Origin of the sequence: Rathayibacter sp. AY1F3 (genome assembly GCF_002931975.1) — a bacterium.
Lineage (GTDB): Bacteria > Actinomycetota > Actinomycetes > Actinomycetales > Microbacteriaceae > Rathayibacter.
Window position 1 is genome coordinate 52,689 of the sequence record NZ_PSVF01000016.1, and the last position, 20,583, is coordinate 73,271.

Sequence of the window (20,583 nt, forward strand, 5' to 3'; positions counted from 1 at the left end):
CTACGCGCCGATCTTGTGCTCGCCGCGCCTGGCGCGCAGATAGGCGAGCCGCTCCTCGAGCAGCTCCTCCAGCTCCGCGCGGGTCCGACGCTCGAGCAGCATGTCCCAGTGGGTGCGCGGAGCCTTCTGCTCGCCCTTGTCCACGACGACCGGCTTCGAGTCCACCATCAGAGTGGCCTCGTGACCGCAGGAGCGGCACTCCCAGGTCTCCGGTGCTTCCGCGTCGGCCGAGAACACCATGTCGGTGTCGTGGCCGCAGTTCGCGCAGTGGTACTCGTACGTCGATCGCGGGGAGAAGACGACGCCTTCTTCGCTCTGCAGGCTCTGGGATCCGAGCCGCATTCCTCGCAAGCTTCGATCTGCCATTGTGTGGTCTCCTCTCGCTGTGCTTCCCCAGTGTCAACGTCGTACCTGGAGGTGGTCTTCCCGTCCCTGCCATTGCCAGAGAATCCTCAGGTCGGAGGCGTATTCCGCGGTTCCTGAGGGCGTGGCTGACGGGCGCTGAGGAAGGCGTCGACGGCCGCTCGGGCGAGGTCGGTGCGGTCGGTCACGAGCCCGTCGATCCCGAGTGCGAGGAGCTGCTCCATCCGCTCCGGATCGTCGATGGTCCAGAGGTGGATCTCGCAGCCGGTCACCCGCAGCCGGGCGAGGATCCGCGGCTCCGCGACGCGGAGGCCGAGCGCGCGCTCGGGCACCTGGAGCGCGTCGATGCCGCGGAGAGCGAGACGCACGGGGAGGGCGGCGCCGAGGTGGGCGGCGACCAGGGCGACGACGAAGCGGACCGCCGACGCCGAGGTCGCGGCGCCGGGAAGACGGCGGAGGGCCGCTGCTCGACGGAGCTCGGAGAACGAAGTGATCAGGACGCGCTCCGCGGCGGCGGCGCCGGACACCGCCGCGACGACCGGACCGATCGCGTCCCGCGACTTCACATCGATGTTGAAGCGCGCGCGGGGGAGTGCGGCGAGGGCCTGCTCGAGAGAGGCGAGCCGGGCGCCGCCCGCCAGCCGGAGGTCCGCGAGCTCCTCCCACCGGGTGGCGGCGACGACGTGGCGGCGGCCGGAGTGGTCGATCACCTCGGCGTCGTGGACGAGCACGGCGACCCCGTCGAGGGACGCGCGCACGTCCGTCTCGAGGAGGTCCGCACCCGCGGCGAGGGCGCGCTCGAAGGCGGCGAGCGTGTTGCCCTCGGCCTGCGGGCCGAACCCGCGATGCGCGATCACCCGGGGGGTCGGCCCGCTCAGGGCGAGGGGTCGCTCGGAGGCGCGCATCGCGGACCGGATCCGCGGCTCAGACGGCCGGCGGCGGGGGAGTGGGCGCGGAGTCCGGGCTTCCGTCGGTCGTCGCGGCCGCCAAGGGGGCGGACGTGTCGGATCCGGGCACGACAGGCGTGGAGCCGACGGACCCGGATGCGGCAGGCGCGGAAGCCGCAGGCGCCGACGTGGGTGCCGCGTCCTGCGGGCGGACCGCCGGGGCGGACTGGCCGCGCTGGCCGAGCGCTCCTCCGATGCCCTTCAGCGCCTCGGTGAGCTCGCTCGGGATGACCCAGAGCTTGTTCGCGCTACCCTCGGCGATCTTGGGGAGTGTCTGGAGGTACTGGTAGGCGAGGAGCTCGCTGTCGGGGCGGCCCTCGTGGATGGCGTGGAAGACGGTGGTGATCGCCTTGGCCTCACCCTCGGCCCGCAGGACCGCCGCCTTCGCCTGGCCCTCCGCAGCGAGGATCGCGGCCTGGCGCTGACCCTCGGCGTTCAGGATCTGGGACTGCTTGGTGCCCTCGGCGGTGAGGATCACGGCTCGACGGTCGCGCTCGGCGCGCATCTGCTTCTCCATCGAGTCCTGGATGGAGAGGGGCGGGTCGATGGCCTTGAGCTCCACGCGTCCGACGCGGATGCCCCACTTGCCGGTGGCCTCGTCGAGGACGATGCGCAGCTGCCCGTTGATGTTGTCGCGGGAGGTCAGCGCCTCCTCGAGGTTCAGGCCGCCGACGACGTTGCGGAGCGTGGTGGTGGTCAGCTGCTCGACCGCGCCGAGGTAGTTGGCGATCTCGTAGGTCGCCGCGCGGGCGTCCGTCACCTGGAAGTAGACGACCGTGTCGATCGAGACGACGAGGTTGTCCTCCGTGATCACGGGCTGGGGCGGGAACGAGACGACCTGCTCACGCAGATCGATCAGCGGGCGGACCCGGTCGATGAACGGCACGACGAGATTGAGGCCCGGCAGCAGGGTCTTGTGGTACTTGCCGAGGCGCTCCACGACCCCGGCGGTGGCCTGGGGGATGATGCGGACCGCTCGGAAGAGGACGACCAGGGCGAAGAGGACGACGGCGGCGACGACGACGATCGTCACGACGGAGGACGGTGTCACGGTGTGCTCCTTTCGGCGGGGACGACGACCGCGGTCGCGCCCTCGATGGCGGTGACGACGACTCTCTCGCCGACTCCGAGTGTGCGGTCCTCGACGAGCGGGGACAGGCGGACGGTCCAGGTCTCGCCGTTGGCGAGCTTGACCTGGCCGGCTCCGGGGCCGGCGAGGACGACGCTGCCGGAGAGCCCGAGGAGAGCGTCCGCTCCGCTGGGGGTGGGATCGCCGCCCCGTTTCAGCAGCCGCAGCAGCGGCGGCCGGACGGTGAACAGCAGGAGGGCGGCGAGGACGGCCGCGACGGGGACCTGGACCCAGAAGGGAGCCCCGACCAGCCCGGTCAGCAGTCCGCCGATGCTGCCGACGGCGAGCATCAGGAACGTGAACTCGAGAGTGATCATCTCGACGATCACGAAGATGAGGATCAGCGCGAGCCAGAGGATCCACGCGTACTGGGTGACAGCGTCCATGCTGTGTGCTCCTTCCCCTCGACGAGCATTCCCAGGCTATCAACGCCCCCCGGACGAGGGCTGGGAGAGGGGGTGCGCCGACGGTCTCGAGGCCCTTGGTAGACTCCTCCGTCGGGCCGTGGCCCGTCATCGTGCCCGATCCGGTCTCCGAGCCGGCGTTCTGGAGGAATACCCGTGTCCAATCCCCTCGCCCCCGGCTCCTTCGACGGCAAGCGCGCTCTCGTCACCGGGTCGTCCCGCGGCATCGGCGCCGACACGGTCCGCTACCTGGCCGAGGCCGGAGCCCGCGTCGTCGTCAACTACCGCTCGAAGGCGCCGCGCGCCGACAAGCTCGTCGCGCAGATCGTCGAGGCCGGCGGCACCGCCGTCGCCGTCGGCGCCGATCTCACCGACGCCGACTCGCGCGCCGAGCTCTTCTCCCGCATCGAGAAGGAGTACGGAGGACTCGACGTGCTCGTCCTGAACGCCTCCGGCGGCATGGAGAGCAACATGGGGGAGGACTACGCGATGGTCCTCAACCGCGACTCGCAGGTCGCCGTGCTCGACGCGGCGCTGCCGCTGCTCTCCGAGGGCTCCCGTGTCGTGTTCGTCACGAGCCACCAGGCGCACTTCATCCGGACCACGCCCACGATGCCCGAGTACGAGCCCGTCGCGCTCTCCAAGCGCGCCGGCGAGGACGCCCTGCGCGAGCGGATCGGTGAGCTCGCCGAGCGCGGGATCGAGTTCGTCGTCGTCTCGGGCGACATGATCGAGGGCACCATCACCGCGACCCTGCTGGAGCGCGCGAACCCGGGCGCGATCAGCTCGCGTCGCGAGTCGGCCGGCAAGCTCTACAACGTGCAGGAGTTCGCGGCCGAGGTCGCTCTGGCGGCCGTCGAGCCGATCCCCGCGGACAACACCCGCCTCGTCGGCGACATCTCCGACTTCGCCTGATCGCCTTCGCGGAATGACCCCGGCGCGCGGGTCTGCGATCCTCGACGGATGACTCCGATGGACGGCAGCGGACCGGCATCGGGGGAGTCCGTCCGCGCCGACGGGTTTCGCACATCGGCAGCCTCCGGGCGGCGTGGCGACTTCGACAGGGACGGCGAGACGAGCATCCTCCTCGACGCCTTCGCGGTGATGGCGAACTGGAGGAGGCGCTCGCCCTTCCGGTGCCGCGCCTTCCGGCGGACGCCCGAGAGGACCGAGACCTACCGACTGGAGGTGCGGCCCGTCGAGGCGTCGTTCTCCTGCGTCGACGAGCGCACCGGGACGGTCGACGCGTACGACGCCCCGACCGGCCGGTACGTCTCCGGGGGCGAGGAGCGTCCGCTGGACCGATGGCAGCTGCTGCCGGAGCCGCTGGCGGCCCGCCTGGCCTTCCCGCTGAACCTGCCGGTCTGGGGACGGCCGAGCGACGGGTACCGGATGACCGGCGCGTCGATCGACGGCGCGCTCACCGTGATCCGTCTTCGACACCAGGCCGACGACGGCGTCCGCGGCACGATGACCGTCGATCCGCGGCTGCGGCTGGTCACGCGCTTCGACACTCCGACCGAGACGTGCTGGTACGAGGACGTCGAGGCGTGGGTGGAGCATTCGCCGATCCGCTGATGACGTTCCGGACCGTCGGGCGGCCTCAGTCCCGGTCCGTCCGGCCCTTCCACCGTCATCCGATAATGCACATTATGTCAGTTCGACCGAAGCCCCGGTCGGCAGGATGGCGATCGACTCCCCTCATCGCTCCTGCGACAGGATGTCACCGGTCGCCGTCGAGCTCCGGTGACAGACCGGGCGCTTCAACGGTGAGACCTCGGATCACCGCGGCGACGACCAGGCGCTGCGTGAGCGCGGCGCTGGTGTCCACGGGCCACTGGCTCACCGATCCGACGTGCGCCGCGACGACCGCCTTCGCCAGGACGGCGGACTCGACGGCGGGGACGCGGCCGTGCACGGCCGCGAGGGCGGCGAAGCGCTCGCCCAGCTCAAGCGAGACGCGGTCGTCGTCGATCATCATCCGCTCGGCGAACTCCGGGTCCGCGGCGGCGCGGGCCAGGAGCACCGACCGCAGGGAGAACCACTCGCGGCTGGACGGGAGCGCGTCGAGGAGGGAGCGGACGGCGCCGTCGAGGGTCGCCTCGCGGTGCTCCTCCTGCAGCTGGACGTCGAGGGCCTCCTGCAGGCTCCCCCACACTCTCGCGGCCTGCTCCTCGTGGAGTGCGAGGAAGAGCTGGTCGACACCGGCGAAGTTCGAGTAGAACGCGCCGCGGGTGAAGCCCGCCTGCGCGCAGATGTCCTCGACGCGCTGGCCGATGGTGCCCGTGCTCTCGAAGAGCTCGGCGGCCGCGGCGAGGAGACGTCGTCGCGTCTCGCTCCTCCGCCGGACCGGAGCCTGCTCGCCTGTGACCACGCCCCCAGCCTATTCGGATCCTTGCGCCGAATGGGCCTTTTCAGTATGTTTCGTATCCAATGCATACCGTATCGAGAACTGGAACGCCCGAACCTCGACGGCGACGGTCCCGGTGGCTGCCGACCGCGACCGTCGTGCTCATCGGGGCGGTCCTCGCCTGGCTGAACCGGGTGGAGTGGTGGGGGTGGCTCGTCGTCGCGGCGGCCGCGGTCCTGATCGCGGCCGTCTCGAGGAGCTGGCGGCACCGGCACTGGATGCTGCGTACGGCGGCCTGGGTCGCGTCCGCAGGGCTCGTCGGAGCCGTCGCCCTCGCCGCGGGTCCTCTCCCGGCGACGCGGACGCTCGCCGGTCCGCACACCGCCCCGGTCACGACCCGGCAGGGCGACGTCGTCGGTGTGCACGACGCCGCGGCCGGGGTCGACGCCTTCGCGGGGATCCCCTACGCCGCTCCCCCGGTCGGCCCGCTGCGCTGGGAGGCGCCCCGCCCGGCCCCGCAGCGGTCGGCGACCCTCGTGGCCGACGACTTCGGACCCTCCGCCGTTCAGCCGGAGCCGACGTTCCTCTCCCGAGCGGCGACCCGCGTGCTCGACCTGCCGCTGGAGGAGACGCTCCTCGGCGGGTACGCGACGGACGAGGACAGCCTCCGCCTGAACATCTGGACGCCGGCCGGCGGAGCGGGCGACTCCCGCCCGGTCCTCGTCTACCTCCACGGCGGCGCGTTCGTCTCGGGGTCCGGCGCCCTCCCCGCCTACGACGGCGCGGCGCTCGCCTCCCGGGGCGCGGTGGTCGTCACCGTCGCCTACCGTCTGGGCGTCCTCGGTTTCCTCGCCGGTGATGTGCTCGGCGGCGGCACCCCGGGGAATCAGGGACTGCTCGACCAGGTCGCCGCTCTGCAGTGGGTGCAGGACAACATCGCCGCTTTCGGCGGGGATCCGGGGCGGGTGACGGTCGCCGGCCAGTCCGCCGGCTCCGGCAGCGCCTGCATCCTCGGGGCCTCGCCCCTCGCGGCCGGCCTCCTCCACGGGATCATCGGGGAGAGCGGAGGATGCCTGGGGTCGGCGGGAGATCGCGAGGCCGGCGACCTCTACGACGACGCCGCCACCGCACGGGAGGCGGCTGCGCGCCTGAGCGAGGCCCTCGGCGGGGCGAGCCTGGCCGAGATGAGGGCCCTGCCGGCCGAGCGCATCGTCGCGGCCGCCGCGGGCCTCTCGCAGCACTGGTGGCCCTCGATCGACGGCGTCGTCCTCCCCGACACGCCGCTCGCCGTCTACGAGGCCGGTCGGCAGAACGACGTCCCCCTCCTGCTCGGCAGCAACTCCGACGAGACCTCGCTCGATCTGCTGGGAGGCGTCGACCCGGATCCGAACGCCTACGAGCAGGAGGTGCGCCGGGAGCACGGAGACGACGCGGACCGATTCCTCGCGCTGTACCCGGGTGCCGTCGAGGACCAGGTCGTCGACTCCCGGCTGCGCGCCGACAGCGACCGGACGATGACCGCCCCGATGCGGCTCTGGGCGCTGACGGCCGCCCGGACCGGGCGGGCGGGCGTCCACGCCTACATCTTCACGCGCACTCCCCCGGAGAGCGGACTCGAGCGGTTCGGCGCGTACCACGGCGCCGAGGTGATGTACGCGTACGGGAACCTCGGGGCGGACGGCGACGCCGACTACACGGACGTCGACCGCCGGCTCGAGCAGGAGATGACCGCGCGCTGGCTCGCATTCGTCTCCCACGGCGATCCGGACGCCGCCGGCCGCGAGCGGTGGCCGGCCGTCCAGGAGGATCCGGACAGCGTGCTCGAGTTCGGCGACGTCGTCCGGGTCGCCGGGCGCCCGTCCCCCGACGCGGTCGACTTCTGGCTCGAGGGGACGGGCTGACGCGGGGGCGCTCCTCGCGGCGGAACCCTCCGGTCAGCGGGGAGCCTCCGCTCAGAGCTGCCCGACGAGGTGCGCCTGCCGGCCGTCGCGCGCGAAGACCGGGATGACGGCCAGGGGCGCGTCGGCGACGATCCACTGCCCGCCCTCGTGCTCGGCGCCCGTCGAGAGCTCCGTCCACCGCGCCCCGGCGGGCAGGTAGACCCGTCGGGAGACGTCTCCGGCGTGCGTGACCGGAGCCACCAGCAGGTCCGAGCCGAAGAGGTACTGGTCGGCCAGATCCCAGGCCTCCGGGTCCCCCGGGAACTCGTGGAACACCGCGCGCAGCACGGGCTGGCCCAGCTCGTGCGCCTCCCGCATCGCCTCGCGCGTGTACGGGCGCAGGGTCTCGCGAAGATGCAACAGGCGGGTGAGGATCGGCGTGGCCTCCTCGCCGAAGCTCCACACCTCGTTCGCGGCTCCGGTCGCGGCGCGGCGGCTCCCGTCGGCGGCCGTGACCGGGGCCGACGGCGCGCGGTCGCCGTGCAAGCGCATCACGGGGCTGAACGCGCCGAACTGGAACCAGCGCACGAGGAGCTCACGGAACTCCGGATCCGACGGGTCTCCCCCGGCGAATCCTCCGATGTCGGTCGTGAACCACGGGATCCCCGCGACGCCCATGTGGATGCCGGCCGTGATCTGGTGGCGCAGGTCCGCGAAGGTCGAGTGGATGTCGCCCGACCACACGAGCGCGCCGTAGCGCTGACTGCCCGCCCACGCGGTGCGGACGAGGTTGACGATCGCGGTCTCCCCGCCCTCGCTCTGCCCCTCGAAGAAGCCGCGGGAGAACGCCTGCGGGTAGAGGTTGCCGACCTGGACGGCGGGGCCGGCGGCGTAGCGGTAGTTGTCGAAGTCGTAGACGCCGTACTCGGGCTCGGCCTCGTCGAGCCAGAAGAGCCGGATCCCGTGCTCGCCGTAGTTGCGCCGGCACGCCTCCCAGACGAACCTCCGGGCGGCGGGGCTCGTCGCGTCGTAGAACGCGCTCGGACCCTCGAACTGCATGTGCAGGTCCAGGCCCCGCTCGGCCTTGACGAGGAGGTTCCCCTTCTTCATCGCGATGTAGTTCTCGGACTCGACCGACACCTGCGGCCAGACCGACACCATCAGCTCGATCCCGAGCTCGCGCAGCTCGGCGACCATGGCCGACGGATCCGGCCAGAACTCCTCCTCGAAGCGGAAGTCGCCCATGTGCGGCCAGTGGAAGAAGTCGGCCACGATCACGTCCATCGGCAGGCCGCGGCGCCGGTGCTCGCGGGCGACCTCGAGCAGCTGCTCCTGGTTCCAGTAGCGCAGCTTGCACTGCCAGAAGCCGAGGCCGTGCTCGGGCATCATCGGGACGTGCCCGGTCGCGTCGGCGTAGGCCCGGGTGATGTCGGCCGGGGTCTCCCCCGCGGTCACCCAGTAGTCGAGCTGCTGGGAGGACTCGGCGGACCACTCCGTGCGGTTGGCCGCGAAGGTCGCGCGGCCGATCGCGGGGTTGTGCCAGAGGAACCCGTAGCCGCGGTTCGACAGCACGAACGGGACGCTCGACTGGGAGTTGCGGTGCGCGAGCTCGAGCGTGCAGCCCTTCAGGTCGAGGATGTCCTGCTGGTACTGCCCCATCCCGTACAGCTTCTCGTCGGGGGACGTCTCGAACAGCGCGGTCAGCCGGAAGTCGCCGCCCAGGTGCGGACGCTGCTCGCGGGCGCGCAGCTTGAGCGCTCCCCCGCTCCCGAGCTCCCGGAAGAGCAGCTCCCCCCGACGGTCGTAGAAGGAGAGGGAGCAGGAGAGCTCGTGGTAGCCGGTCTGGTACCCGTAGCCCTCCTGCTGCTCGAGGACGACGGTGATGCCGCCGGCGCGCAGCGTCGCCCGCGGTCCCTCGATCGAGACCTCCGGCGCGCGGCGCTCGGGGGCGATCAGCGCCCAGTCGGTGTCGAGGACCTCCCCGGACCGGCGGGCGCGGACTCGGACGCTGTCCCTCCCCCACGGCTCGACGACGACGGTCTCGCCGTCGCCGCGCCAGACGAGGCGGTCCCCCTCGAGCGCGAACGCGTCGGTGTCCATGTGCTCCTGCTTCCTCGATTCGGGCACGGCGCTCAGTCCTTGACCGCGCCGGCGGTGACCCCGGCGGCGACGTAGCGCTGGGCCACGATCAGCAGCACGGCGGCCGGGATGGAGGCGATCACGGCGGTCGCCATGATCCCGTTCCAGTTGGTGGTGGTCGATCCGATGTAGCGGTAGAGGCCGAGGGTGAACGGCACGATGCTGTTGCCCGAGGTGAGCGAGTTCGCGTTGAGGAAGTCGGCCCAGGCGAACAGGAACGAGAACAGGCCCGCGGTCACGATCGAGTTCCGGCTCAGCGGGATGACGATCGAGACGAAGGAGCGCCAGTTGCTCGCACCGTCGATCCGCGCGGCCTCGATCAGCTCGTCGGGGATGCCGAGCATGAAGGCCCGGAGGATGATCACCGCGAACGGCACGGAGGCGGTCGCGTCGGCGAGGATCAGGCCCGGATAGGTGTTGAGCAGCCCCAGCGCGTTGTAGATCGCGAACAGCGCGGTGACCAGGACGATCCCGGGGATCATCTGGGCGAGGAGGAACACGAACATCACGACGCCGGTCCCCCGCACCCGGAACTTCGCCATCGCGAAGGCGGCGGGCAGGGCGATCGCCAGCGTCAGGATCACGCAGCCGATCGAGATCACGAGGCTCGTGATGAGGTTCGGCAGCTGCGTCGAGAACGCCTGCACGTACCCGTCGAGCGTCGGGTCGCCGGGGAACAGGCTCGGCGGGGTCTGGATCAGGTTCTGCGGCTTGGTCAGCGAGACGTTGACCATCCAGTAGAGCGGGAAGAGGAGGAAGCCGCAGAGCACGATCGCGATGACCACGTCGATCCCGCGGCGCAGCCCTGTGGTGTGCCGGTTCATCCGAGGTCCTCCTTGCGCTGGGCGCGGATGTAGATCACGCCGAAGACGAGGGCGACGATCACGAGGATCTGGCCGGCCGCCGCACCGACTCCGAACTGCAGGTCGGTGAAGGACTGCTCGTAGGCCCAGGTCGCGAGGGTGTGCGAGCTGTTGGCCGGGCCTCCCTTGGTGAGGATCCAGATGACGTCGAACACCTTGATCGTGTAGACGAGGCCGAGGAGGAGCGTGACGGAGGTCACCGGTCGCAGCAGCGGCCAGGTGATGCTCCAGAAGGACCGCCAGCGCGAGGCGCCGTCCAGTGCCGCGGCCTCGTAGAGGCTCTCGGGGATGCCCTGCAGGCCTCCGTGCAGCAGCACCATGTTGAACGGGATGCCCAGCCAGATGTTGGCGATGATGACCGCCCACAGCGAGACGGACGGATCGGTCAGCCAGCCGACCGGCGTGCCGATCGCGGCGTTCAGGATGCCGAACTGCTGGTCGAAGATCCAGCGCCAGGCCGTCGCTGAGACGATCAGCGGCAGGAGCCACGGCAGCAGGATGAGGGAGCGGAACGTCGCCGAGAGCGGGAACCGGCGGCTGAAGAACAGCGCCAGGGCCATGCCGATCGTGAACTGGCCCACCAGCGAGACCACGGTGAAGACCACGGTGTGCCAGGCGATGCTCGCGAAGATCGGATCGGTGACGACCGTGACGTAGTTGTCGAAGCCGACGAAGGGGGCGATCCCGGTCACGAAGGACGACGGTCCGAAGTCCTGGAGGCTGAGGACGACGCCGCGGATGATCGGGTAGACGAAGAAGACGGCGAGGAAGATCACCACGGGCGCCATGAAGGCGGCGGCGGCGAGGCGGAGGTGGGAGCGGGGTCGGCGGCGGGCGGGCGGCCTGGTGGCCGCCCCGCCCGCGACCGGCGCCGTGAGCACGGCGGGGTCGGTCATGCGGCCGCTACTTCAGGCTCGCCGCGGCGTCGTCGAGGGCCGCCTGCGGCGTCTTCGAGCCGGTCAGCGACTCCTGGATCGCGGTCCAGAGCGCCTTCGAGGTGTCCGGGTAGGCGACGCCGAGGTCGCTGGTGCGTCCCTGCGCGACCGAGATGGCCTCGACCCACGGCTGGAGCGCGGGGTCCTCGGTCGCCTGCTCGGCGGCCGCGTCGGCGTACGGCATGATGTACGACTGGCCGGCCGCCCAGGCCTTCAGGCTGTCGGGCTGGATGACGCACTGCGCGAACTCCGTGGCGAGGGTCTGCTTCGCGGCGTCGGAGGCGACCACCTCGACGAACTCGCCGCCGAGCGGGCTCGGTGCCGCTCCCCCGTCCTTCGCCGGGATCGGCACGACGCCGTAGTCGATGCCCGCCTCGTCGAGGGCGGAGAGCTGCCAGGTGCCGTTGACCATCATCCCGAGCTTGCCCGCGAGGAACTGGTCGCGGACGTCCTGCTGGTTGGCGTTGACGTTCGCCTGCGAGGCCGAGCCGCTCTTCACCAGGTCGGTCCAGAGCGCGAGCGCCGAGACGGCGTCGTCGGAGGAGATGTCCTCGAGGGTCGCACCGGAGCCCCAGAAGAAGGGCAGGAACTGGAAGGTGCCCTCCTCGGTGCCGATCGCGGAGAAGCCGAGCCCGGTGACGTCGCCCGCGGTGAGGGCCTTCGCGGCGGTGGTCAGCTCGTCCCAGGTCGTCGGCGGAGTGACGCCGGCGGCCTCGAAGAGCGCCTTGTTGTAGAAGAGCGCGAGGGTGTTCGAGCCGATCGACGAGCCGTAGGTCTTCCCGTCCAGCTGGCCGGCGGCGAGCACGTTCGGGAGGACGTCGCTGGTGTCGAGCCCGGAGGCGGCGTTGTCGACGAGCAGGCCGGTGTCGGCGAACTTCGCGACGTTGGGGTTGTCGAGGACGACCAGGTTCGGCGTGGTCTTCGACGCGGCCGACTGCAGGAGCTTGGTGGTGAGGTCGGGGTCGGAGGTGCGCTCGAGGGTGATCCCGGTCGAGGCCTCGCAGCCGGCCAGGAGCTGGCCGTAGGGGGAGGACGCGTCGTACTGGGTGAAGCTGTCCCAGAGAGTGAGCGACTTCGACGAGTCGTCGCCCGCTCCCTGTGCGCTGCACGCGCTGAGGGCGACTCCGGCGATGAGGACGAGGGAGGCGGCGCCTGCGGCCCGTCGGATGCTGTTCTTCACGGTATTCCTCTCTGAATACGGTCGGGACGAGCGGAGCGCTCGCGCCGGGAAGACCCTCCGGGGGCGCCCGCTGAGGCGGTCCGTCCGGAAGTCGTGGCGAGCCTAACCGAGTCGGAGAACCGGTTCAATAGATTTCGGAGAACCGGTTCACCGATCGCCCGGGGAACGCCCCGGGCGACCCGGTCGACGTCAGCCGCGCGCCCGCCGCCACGAGGGGACGACGCCCCGGCTGGTGCCCGGCGAGAAGGGCGCGGTGGTGCCGAGGTCCACGACCACCGCGGGCAGCAGCTCCGTCACTCCCGGAGTCGCGGTGCCGGCGAGCTCGTCGAGCACCAGGTCGACCGCCCGCGAGACCATCTCGTCGCCGGGCAGGTCCACCACGGTGACCGGCTGGTCGGCGTGCCGCATCACCGCCTCCGGAGCGATGGTCATGATCGAGCAGTCCTCCGGGACGCGCAGGCCCAGGCCGCTGAGGCGCTGCAGGAACGGCTCGAGCACGCCCGGCCCGTGCGTGACCACGGCGCTCAGGCCGGGGAGCTGCTCCTGCGCCTGCTCGAACCAGTCGTCGACGTCGTCGGTGCTGGGGATGACGGCTCCCCGCACGCCGCGCAGGCGGCACTGGTCGAGGAAGCCTTCGCGGAACCGCAGGGCGAAGGCGTAGCCGCTCTCGTAGGCGTCGGGGCCCATCCCGAGGACCGCGATCTCGACGTGCCCGAGGTCGGCGAGGTGGTCGACGGCGACCCGCGCCGCGCCGTCGAAGTCGAGGTCGATCGCGCTGAACGGGCTGCCCTCGCCCGGGTAGCCGACCAGCGCGGTCGGCAGGCCGATGCTCGCGAGGACCGGCAGCCGGGGGTCGTCCCGGCGGATGTCCATCACGACGAGCGCATCGGCGAGGACGTCGCGCGCCAGCTCCCCCTCGCCCGTGCCCATCATCAGCAGGTCGAAGCCGCGGGCGCGGGCCGCGTACATCGCCGCCCGCACGAAGCGCATGAAGACGTCGACGTCGGTCTGCCGCGACTCCGGATCGACGGAGGCGAAGAAGCCGAGGATGTTCGTGCGCCGCAGCGCCAGGGCCCGCGCCATCGGGTCGGGCCGGTAGCCGAGCCGCTCGACGCTCGCGAGCACGCGCAGCCGGGTCGCCTCCGGGAGCTTCTTGTTGCCGGAGAGCACGTAGGACACCGTGCTGCGGGCCACCCCCGCATCGGCCGCGACGTCGCGAATGGTCACCATGGGCTCAGCGTAGTGAGGGCCCGGCGACGGGAGGGCCCGCCGGCGACCCCCTCGACCGGCGGGCAGCAGCGTGCACACCCGGGCGGTCCGGCCGTCCCGCCGTGGGGGGAGAGCCGTCCGCCGCGAGCCGCGCGACGGCGCCGACGGACGCAGGCCGCGGACGAGCAGTCGGTCACGGTTGCGCACGGGTCCGACGGGCACGTACGGTCGACCCGTACCTCGTCGCGAGCCGCGACGTCGGTGCGGCCGCCACACCGGCCGATCCAGCGGCTCGCGGTCACGGGGGCTCCCCGCACGGAAGACGGACTCTTGCGCCCCAGCACCGGTACTGCGTCCACGACGCAGCAGCTGCTCTCGCACTGACGTCCCCCGTGCCCGCCCCTCAGGGGCGAGCCGTTGCTCCCTCGGAGCCCGGTGGTCGTCGTGCGCCGACACCGACCCCTGGAGTACCGTGCCCTCCACTTCCCGCACCACCCCGCCCGCCGTCGTCCTCCACGACTGCACGTTCGCCTGGCCCGACGGCTCCGTCGTCCTCGACCGCGTCACCGCTGCGTTCGGACGCGGGCGCACCGGTCTCGTCGGCGCGAACGGCGCCGGCAAATCCACCCTCGTCCGCCTCGTCACCGGCGGCCTCTCCCCCACCGCCGGGAGCGTCTCGACGACGGGACCCGTCGACCTGCTGCCCCAGCGCCTCCGGCGAGGGCCCGACGACACCGTCGCCGATCTCCTCGGGATCCGGCAGCGCCTGGACGCTCTGCACGCGATCCTCCGCGGCGACGCGGATCCGAGGCACTTCGAGGTGCTCGCGGACGACTGGGACCTCGAGGCCCGGGCGCTCGCCGCACTCGGCGACGCCGGTCTCGACCTGGAGGAGGCGGACCTGCTGCGGCCGGTCGCGACCCTTTCCGGAGGGCAGGCCGTCCTCACGGCCGTGACCGGCGTCCGGCTGCGCGGCCGGCCGATCGCCGTGCTCGACGAGCCGACGAACGACCTCGACCGGCGCTCCCGAGGGCTTCTGCTCGACCTGGTCGACCGGTGGCGCGGGACGCTCGTGCTCGTCAGCCACGACCGGGAACTGCTCGAGCACGTCGACGAGATCGCGGAGCTGCGCGACGGGGCGGTCCGCACCTCGGGCGGGACGTTCTCGGCGTTCGAGGAGCGGCTCGCCCTCGAGCAGGCGGCCGCGGAGCGCGATCTGCGCGACGCCGACCGGCTTCTCCGCGCCGAGCGGCGGCAGCGCATCGAGGCCGAGACGACCATCGCCCGCCGGGCGCGGGCGGGGGCGCGATCGGCGGAGTCGATGCCCGCGATCCTCGCGAACGCGCGGAGAGGACGCGCCGAGGCGACCGCGGGACGGCTGCGCTCCGGGCACGGGGCTGCGGAGGCGCGGGCGCGCGAGCAGATCGACGCCGCGTCGCGGGCAGTGCGCGACGACGACCGGGTCCGCCTCGACCTGCCGGACCCCGGGGTCGCGGCCGGGCGCCGTCTGGCGGAGGTGACGGTGCGCGGCCGGACGACGGTGCTCCAGGGGCCGGAGCGGATCGCCGTGGTCGGCGCGAACGGGGCGGGGAAGACCACCCTGCTCGAGCACCTCGTCGGGGCGCCGGGTGCGCGGGAGCATCCGCTCGCCGGCACCACGGCCCGAGCGCTGACGGAGCGGGTCGGCTGGCTCCCCCAGCGCCGCGAGGGACTCCTCGACGAGGAGGCCACCGTCCGGGAGCACGTCTCCCGGGCCGCGCCGGATCGTCCTTCGGTCGAGCTGCGGAACGCCCTCGCGCGGCTCCTGGTGCGCGGCGACGTGGTCGATCGGAGGATCGCGTCGCTCTCGGGCGGCGAGCGGTTCCGCGTCGCGCTCGCCGGGCTCGTGCTGGCGCAGCCCGCTCCGCAGCTGCTCGTGCTCGACGAGCCGACGAACGACCTCGATCTCGCCACGACCGACCACCTCGTCGACGTTCTCGCCGCCTGGCGGGGCGGCCTGGTCGTCGTCAGCCACGACGAGGCGTTCCTCGACCGGCTCGGACTCCACTCCCGAGTGGTGCTCGACGCGGAGTGACGGCTGGTCCCCCGGCCCCCGGCGGTTCTGGCCTCGACCGGGCCCCTGCCGCCGGGGAGACTGTCCGGGCCCCTCCCGCCCCCAGCGAACGGACCGACGTGCTCACCGGACTCAGCGCCTTCCCCCTCACACCGCTCCGCGACGACAGCATCGACGAGCGGTCGTTCGCCGCTCTCGTCGAGCGGCTCGCGCGGGCGGGAGTCGACTCGATCGGCGCCCTGGGCTCGACCGGCTCGGCTCCGTACCTGGACCGCGGCGAGCGCCGGCGCGCCGTCGAGATCGCCGTCCGCGGCGCCGGCCCGGTGCCGGTCGTGGTCGGGATCGGGGCGCTGCGCACCTCGCAGGTGCTGGCGCTCGCCGAGGACGCGCAGAGCGCCGGGGCGAGCGCGGTGCTCCTGGCGCCGCTCGGCTACCAGCCGCTGACGGACGAGGATGTGCTCGGGCTCTACGAGGACGTGACGGCTCAGCTCTCGGTGCCGCTCGTCGTGTACGACAACCCCGGGACGACGCGCTTCTCCTTCTCCGACGACCTCTACGGGGCCGTCGCCCGGCTGCCGCAGGTCGCCTCCCTCAAGATCCCCGGCGTGCCGGAGGGACCGGGCGCCGCGCGGCGCGCGTCAGCGAGATCCGGGCGCGGGTGCCGGAGGGGGTCACTGTCGGGGTCTCGGGGGACGCCGCGGGTGCGCGCGGGCTGCTCGGCGGCTGCGACGCCTGGTACTCGGTGATCGGCGGCATCTTCCCGCGGACGGCGCTGTCGATCGCCCGGGCGGCGCAGTCGGGCGATGAGGCGGCGGCGATCGCGGGATCGGCACGCCTGCAGCCCGTCTGGGACCTCTTCGCGGAGCACGGCGGCAGCTACCGCGTGGTCGCGGCGATGGCGGAGCAGCTCGGTCTCGCCGAGGCGCGCTGCCTCCCGCGTCCGGTCCGCGGGCTCGGTGCACGGGCGCGGGCCCGGGTCGCGGAGGTCCTGGCGGAGCTGGGGCCTGTGCTGGAGTGATGCTCGGGCGGGTCGACGGGAGGACAGGTCGGACGGCGTGGTCGTTCCGGACCGCTGGCGAGCGCGAGGAAGCCGGGAGCCTTCACACCGGGGGGCCGGACCGGTGCGGGGAAGTGCTCCCGAACGGAGCGAAAGGGTCGGAACCGGTGGGGCGGGCGATCAGGAACGGGCCTCTCCTTCGATTCCGGAGCGCCTCGATCCGCCGCCGATGCGGTCGCCGAGCCCGTGGATCGTTCCGCCCCTGCGGCGTCGTCCCTCCGCCGTCTCGCGACTGGCGCGCATCGACGGGTCGTCCGGCCGGTCCTCCGGCTAGCGTTGCAGGCACACCCCCCGCCGACCCGGACTGCTCCGCCGACCTCGTCGGCCCGCGGTCCCTGCACGAGGAGCTCCCGTGTCCCCCGACGATTCCGCAGGACCCCCCTCTCGAACTCCCGGCCTCCGGCGGCGCGCCGTCATCGGCGGCGCCCTCACGGGTGCTCTCGCTCTGGGCGCGGCGACGCTCCCGGCCGCCTCCGCCTCCGCCTCCCCCGTGCCCGGCCTGCCCGGGGAGAGGACCCGCACGATCAACGTGAGGACGAAGAACCGCGGCGTGCTCTACGACGTCCTCACGGTCTCGATCGCGGGCGACCTCGCGCGGATCTTCGTGCCGCAGACGGTGAAGCCGCGGCAGGCCGCGGCGGTTCCGGTGATCTGGTTCATCCACTCCGCGCAGGCCGACCACACCTCGCTGTCCAGCGTCTTCGCGTACCCGGCCGAGCTCGCCGTCGAGCGGGGCGCCATCGCGATCTGCCAGACGCTCGGCGGCACGATCTGGACCAACGACACCGCGCAGAAGCACCAGCGGAACGGCTACGCCTACCTCTCCGGCCAGTTCCCGATCGCCGCCAGCTACCTCTGGGCGATGTCGGCCGGCGGCGCGCTCGCCTGCGAGGACTACGGCGCACGGGTCTTCCCCGGCATCAACGGCGTCTATCTGGTCAACGGCGTCTACGACCTCCGCGACACCCACGACCGCACGGCGCGGGGCCGCTTCTCGATCGGCGGTGCCTTCGGCGGCAGCACCGCTCAGATCGACTCCCACAACCCGAAGCGGCTGCCGGCCTCCGCCTGGGCCGGCGCGAACATCCGCGCGGTGGTGTCCGACACGGCTCACCCGGACCCGAGCGTGCCGCCGGCACTGCACGGGCTCGCCCTCGTGAAGAAGGCGACGGCCACGGCCAGGGAGGCGACCGTCCGGACGCACGCGCTCGGCCACAACGCGCCGTCGTGGGTGAACCAGGACGGCATCGACGCGATCTTCCGCTGGCACGCCGCGCTGGCCGCCGCGCCGGCGCCGTCGGCGACGCCGACCCCGACGAAGACCCCCGTCGTCCGCCCGTCCACCGCGGGCCGCTGGGACTTCGACCAGGCGGACGCCCCGTACGCGGGAGGGTCGGGGTCCCCGTTCCGACCCCGCTGAGCGGTCAGGACGCGACGGCGTCCCTCGGGATGCGCTGACCGTCACGGGCCCGCGGCGGGAGCGCTCGGCCGCAGTGAGACCGGGCCTACGTCCCCTCCGCGGAGCTTCGCAGCGCCCTCTTCCGGACAGGGCCGCTAGAGGACATTGTCAGCGGCGGGACGGCCGTGCCACGGTTCGAGGACGGCCGATGGGGGCCGTCCCGATCGAAGGCAGCACATGCGCTCCAGCACCGTCCCTCGTCCGCCCGCCGTCGAGGACGGCACGTCGCAGCCGCGGGATCCAGGAGCGGCGCGGCGGCTCCGGCGGGGTCTGCTCGGGCTGATCGCGGCCGTCGCGCTCCTCGTCGGCACCGCCGTTCCTCTCGCGGCGGTCGCCGCTCCGTCCGTCCCGGTCCTCGGGGTGGCGGCCTGGGGAAGCAGCACCGACGGGAAGACCACGGTCCCGGCCGGGGTCGAGGGCGTCCGCTCCCTCGCCGCGGGCCGGACCCACAGCCTCGCCGCGAACGGCGACGGCGCGGTCGTGGCCTGGGGCCGCGGGTCGTACGGGCAGACCAGCGTCCCCGACGGTCTCACGGGGGTCGTCACGGTCTCCGCCGGCGACTACAGCAGCCATGCGCTGAAGAGCGACGGGACCGTCGTCTCCTGGGGCTACGACGGTGACGGGCAGGTGTCGAGGAGTGCCGCGCTGACCGGGATCGTCGCGATCTCGTCCTCCCGCGACAACAGCCTCGCGCTCGGCAACGACGGCACCGTCACATCGTGGGGCAGCAACGGGCTGGGCGAGGGCCTGGTCCCGGCCGGCCTCGGAGGCGTCACGGCCATCGCCGCGGGCCGGCGCCACAGCCTCGCCGTGTCCGGCGGGAGGGTGGTCGCCTGGGGCTGGGACCTCTACGGGCAGACCGACGTCCCCGCGGGGCTCGAGGGCGTGGTGGCCGTCGCGGCGGGAGAGACCCACAGCCTCGCGCTGAAGGAGGACGGCACCGTCGTCGCCTGGGGCGCGAGCTCCGATTCGGTCGTCGTCGACTACGGCCAGACCACGGTGCCGGAAGGCCTGTCCGGGGTCGTGGCGATCGCCGCCGCGTCCGACTACAGCCTCGCGCTGAAGGGCGACGGCACGATCGTCGGGTGGGGCCGGAGCTCGGCCGGGCAGCTGCAGTTCCCCGCCGGCCTCGCCGGCACGACGGCTCTCGCAGCCGGACCCGATCACGTGCTCGCCCGGGGCCCGCGTCCCGTCCTGACGGCGGACGCTCCTCCCGCGTCCGGGTCGCTCGGAGCGGCCGCCTCGTACACCTTCGCGGCCGACCGCCCCGCCTCGTTCGCGATCGCCTCCGGCTCCCTCCCCGACGGCCTGACCCTCAGCGCGTCCGGGGTCCTCTCCGGCACGCCGACGACCGCGGGCACGTCCACCTTCGCCGTCTCCGCGCGGAACCCCTTCGGCGCCACCGTCGGGGCCCCGCACACGTTCGCCGTGGCGGAGACGACGGTCGCGCCGACCCTGGCCGGCGACCCGCCCGCCGCGACGGTGGGCACCCCGTACGACTTCGACTACAGCGTGACGGGCACACCGGCGCCGACGGTCTCGCTCGTCTCCGGAACGCTCCCCGCCGGCCTGAGCCTCGATGATCGTGGCGGCCTGACCGGGACGCCGACGACCGCCGGACGCTCCACCTTCACCCTGCGGGCCTCGAGCGCTGCGGGGAGCGCGGAGACCACCAGCACCGTCGTCGTCTCCCCCGCCGCCGCTGCACCGGCGATCTCCGGCACCCCCGGGCCGGGCGTCGTCGGCACCCCCTACGACTTCGGCTACACCGTCTCCGGCTTCCCCGCGCCGTCGGTGGCCGTCTCCTCCGGTGCGCTCCCGTCCGGCCTCACCCTGACTCCGGCCGGGCGCCTGACCGGGACTCCGTCCGCGCCGGGCACCTTCACGTTCACGCTGGCGGCCCGCGCCGGCACCGCCTCCGCGGAGACCACCAGCACCGTCACCGTCTCGTCGCCGACGGTCGCGCCGACCCTCTCCGGGACGGTCGCGGCCGGCGTCGTCGGCTCGGCCTACGACTTCCGCTACGCGGTGAGCGGCACGCCCGCTCCGTCGGTCTCCCTGGTCTCCGGCGCACTGCCCGCCGGACTCACCCTCGACGCGACCGGGCGCCTCTCCGGGACGCCGACCACGGCCGGGACCACCACCTTCAGCATCCAGGCCGCGAACTCGGCGGGCACGGCTCGGGCGACGAGCACGCTGACGGTCTCGCCGAAGCAGGTCGCGACGAAGGCCGATCTGCGCGTCGACCTCTCCGGGCCGGCCTCGGCGGTGAAGGGGAGGACGCTCACCTACACCCTCATCACGACGAACGCCGGTCCGGCTGCGTCTGGGTCGGTCTTCTCGCAGGTCGTCCTGCCCGCGGGTGTGCAGTTCGTCTCGGCGACCGGCTCGTACACCAGGGTCGGGAACGTCGTGGTGTTCCAGCGGGCCGGCCTGGCGGACGGGCGGACCGTGTCGGAGAAGATCACGGTGAGGGCGGCCGTCTCGGGCACGGCGACCGCGCTGGCGGCGGCGTTCTCGACGAAGACGCCCGACCCGTCCATCCGCAGCAACGCGGACACGGCGAGCACGACGATCCGCTGACCGCGGGAGCGTGACGGCGGGCGGTCCCTCGC

General features: G+C 72.9%; 18 protein-coding genes. 8 read left to right on the forward strand and 10 right to left on the reverse strand.

The genetic code is table 11. The features are described from left to right. From C5C39_RS11040 to C5C39_RS11055, 4 genes are all read right to left on the reverse strand, one after another. A complete protein-coding gene (locus tag C5C39_RS11040) occupies positions 1 to 366 on the reverse strand; it encodes an RNA polymerase-binding protein RbpA (RefSeq protein WP_068207052.1) in 366 nt (121 codons plus the stop codon). 86 nt (positions 367 to 452) lie between these two features. After that, on the reverse strand, positions 453 to 1,268 hold the full coding sequence (locus C5C39_RS11045; protein ID WP_104353387.1) for a glycerophosphodiester phosphodiesterase family protein: 816 nt from the start codon (positions 1,266 to 1,268) through the stop codon (positions 453 to 455). Between the two features lie 19 nt (positions 1,269 to 1,287). Beyond that, positions 1,288 to 2,343: an SPFH domain-containing protein gene (locus C5C39_RS11050; protein WP_374953690.1), complete on the reverse strand. Its 1,056-nt coding sequence runs from the start codon at positions 2,341 to 2,343 to the stop codon at positions 1,288 to 1,290. Between the two features lie 14 nt (positions 2,344 to 2,357). After that, the gene (locus C5C39_RS11055; protein WP_104222034.1) at positions 2,358 to 2,825 is read right to left on the reverse strand and encodes an NfeD family protein; all 468 of its coding nucleotides are present in this window, start codon (positions 2,823 to 2,825) and stop codon (positions 2,358 to 2,360) included. A gap of 174 nt (positions 2,826 to 2,999) precedes the next feature. Here C5C39_RS11055 and C5C39_RS11060 point away from each other — a divergent pair, with 174 nt between their 5' ends. Then, the gene (locus C5C39_RS11060) at positions 3,000 to 3,758 is read left to right on the forward strand and encodes an SDR family oxidoreductase (RefSeq protein ID WP_104250337.1); all 759 of its coding nucleotides are present in this window, start codon (positions 3,000 to 3,002) and stop codon (positions 3,756 to 3,758) included. A 48-nt stretch (positions 3,759 to 3,806) separates the two neighbouring features. After that, positions 3,807 to 4,421, forward strand: coding sequence for a hypothetical protein (locus tag C5C39_RS11065; protein ID WP_146083703.1), 615 nt, complete (start codon positions 3,807 to 3,809; stop codon positions 4,419 to 4,421). Between the two features lie 145 nt (positions 4,422 to 4,566). On the opposite strand, the gene C5C39_RS11070 is transcribed toward C5C39_RS11065, so the two are convergent. Beyond that, positions 4,567 to 5,217 (reverse strand): TetR/AcrR family transcriptional regulator, encoded by a 651-nt coding sequence (locus C5C39_RS11070; RefSeq protein ID WP_104353389.1) that lies wholly within the window; start codon positions 5,215 to 5,217, stop codon positions 4,567 to 4,569. A 134-nt stretch (positions 5,218 to 5,351) separates the two neighbouring features. On the opposite strand from C5C39_RS11070, the gene C5C39_RS11075 reads away from it, so the two are divergent. Continuing rightward, positions 5,352 to 7,094, forward strand: a complete 1,743-nt coding sequence (locus C5C39_RS11075) for a carboxylesterase/lipase family protein (protein ID WP_219813333.1) — start codon at positions 5,352 to 5,354, stop codon at positions 7,092 to 7,094. A 51-nt stretch (positions 7,095 to 7,145) separates the two neighbouring features. Here the strand turns inward: C5C39_RS11075 and C5C39_RS11080 are convergent, their stop codons facing one another. The 5 genes from C5C39_RS11080 to C5C39_RS11100 form a co-directional block, all read right to left on the reverse strand. After that, positions 7,146 to 9,173, reverse strand: coding sequence for a TIM-barrel domain-containing protein (locus tag C5C39_RS11080; protein WP_104353391.1), 2,028 nt, complete (start codon positions 9,171 to 9,173; stop codon positions 7,146 to 7,148). A gap of 32 nt (positions 9,174 to 9,205) precedes the next feature. Next, positions 9,206 to 10,036, reverse strand: coding sequence for a carbohydrate ABC transporter permease (locus C5C39_RS11085; RefSeq protein WP_104222044.1), 831 nt, complete (start codon positions 10,034 to 10,036; stop codon positions 9,206 to 9,208). Beyond that, complete coding sequence (locus C5C39_RS11090; RefSeq protein WP_104225253.1) at positions 10,033 to 10,971, reverse strand: carbohydrate ABC transporter permease; 939 nt, start codon at positions 10,969 to 10,971, stop codon at positions 10,033 to 10,035. The genes C5C39_RS11085 and C5C39_RS11090 overlap by 4 nt, the downstream gene beginning before the upstream one ends. Positions 10,972 to 10,978: 7 nt before the next feature. Continuing rightward, positions 10,979 to 12,190, reverse strand: a complete 1,212-nt coding sequence (locus C5C39_RS11095) for an extracellular solute-binding protein (RefSeq protein ID WP_104222048.1) — start codon at positions 12,188 to 12,190, stop codon at positions 10,979 to 10,981. Between the two features lie 189 nt (positions 12,191 to 12,379). Then, positions 12,380 to 13,420: a LacI family DNA-binding transcriptional regulator gene (locus C5C39_RS11100; RefSeq protein WP_104222050.1), complete on the reverse strand. Its 1,041-nt coding sequence runs from the start codon at positions 13,418 to 13,420 to the stop codon at positions 12,380 to 12,382. A 451-nt stretch (positions 13,421 to 13,871) separates the two neighbouring features. Here C5C39_RS11100 and C5C39_RS11105 point away from each other — a divergent pair, with 451 nt between their 5' ends. The 5 genes from C5C39_RS11105 to C5C39_RS11120 all read left to right on the forward strand — a co-directional run bounded on the left by C5C39_RS11105 (position 13,872) and on the right by C5C39_RS11120 (position 20,551). Further along, positions 13,872 to 15,473, forward strand: coding sequence for an ABC-F family ATP-binding cassette domain-containing protein (locus tag C5C39_RS11105; RefSeq protein ID WP_104353392.1), 1,602 nt, complete (start codon positions 13,872 to 13,874; stop codon positions 15,471 to 15,473). Between the two features lie 98 nt (positions 15,474 to 15,571). Next, entirely contained in the window at positions 15,572 to 16,198 is a 627-nt protein-coding gene (locus C5C39_RS11110; protein WP_308471212.1) for a dihydrodipicolinate synthase family protein, read from the forward strand. Continuing rightward, complete coding sequence (locus tag C5C39_RS17945; RefSeq protein WP_308471213.1) at positions 16,195 to 16,470, forward strand: hypothetical protein; 276 nt, start codon at positions 16,195 to 16,197, stop codon at positions 16,468 to 16,470. Before C5C39_RS11110 ends, C5C39_RS17945 begins: the two co-directional genes overlap by 4 nt. A gap of 391 nt (positions 16,471 to 16,861) precedes the next feature. Further along, positions 16,862 to 17,929: a hypothetical protein gene (locus C5C39_RS11115; protein ID WP_104353393.1), complete on the forward strand. Its 1,068-nt coding sequence runs from the start codon at positions 16,862 to 16,864 to the stop codon at positions 17,927 to 17,929. Between the two features lie 216 nt (positions 17,930 to 18,145). Further along, positions 18,146 to 20,551: a putative Ig domain-containing protein gene (locus C5C39_RS11120; RefSeq protein ID WP_104353394.1), complete on the forward strand. Its 2,406-nt coding sequence runs from the start codon at positions 18,146 to 18,148 to the stop codon at positions 20,549 to 20,551. The last annotated feature ends 32 nt before the right edge of the window (positions 20,552 to 20,583 follow it).

Excerpts from the sequence above, each read along its gene's own strand:
- C5C39_RS11045 (WP_104353387.1), bottom strand. The coding sequence starts at position 1,268 with ATGCGCGCCTCCGAGCGACCCCTCGCCCTGAGCGGGCCGACCCCCCGG.
- C5C39_RS11065 (WP_146083703.1), top strand. The coding sequence starts at position 3,807 with ATGACTCCGATGGACGGCAGCGGACCGGCATCGGGGGAGTCCGTCCGC.
- C5C39_RS11080 (WP_104353391.1), bottom strand. The coding sequence starts at position 9,173 with ATGGACACCGACGCGTTCGCGCTCGAGGGGGACCGCCTCGTCTGGCGC.
- C5C39_RS11085 (WP_104222044.1), bottom strand. The coding sequence starts at position 10,036 with ATGAACCGGCACACCACAGGGCTGCGCCGCGGGATCGACGTGGTCATC.
- C5C39_RS11100 (WP_104222050.1), bottom strand. The coding sequence starts at position 13,420 with ATGGTGACCATTCGCGACGTCGCGGCCGATGCGGGGGTGGCCCGCAGC.
- C5C39_RS11055 (WP_104222034.1), bottom strand. The coding sequence starts at position 2,825 with ATGGACGCTGTCACCCAGTACGCGTGGATCCTCTGGCTCGCGCTGATC.
- C5C39_RS11040 (WP_068207052.1), bottom strand. The coding sequence starts at position 366 with ATGGCAGATCGAAGCTTGCGAGGAATGCGGCTCGGATCCCAGAGCCTG.
- C5C39_RS11120 (WP_104353394.1), top strand. The coding sequence starts at position 18,146 with ATGCGCTCCAGCACCGTCCCTCGTCCGCCCGCCGTCGAGGACGGCACG.
- C5C39_RS11090 (WP_104225253.1), bottom strand. The coding sequence starts at position 10,971 with ATGACCGACCCCGCCGTGCTCACGGCGCCGGTCGCGGGCGGGGCGGCC.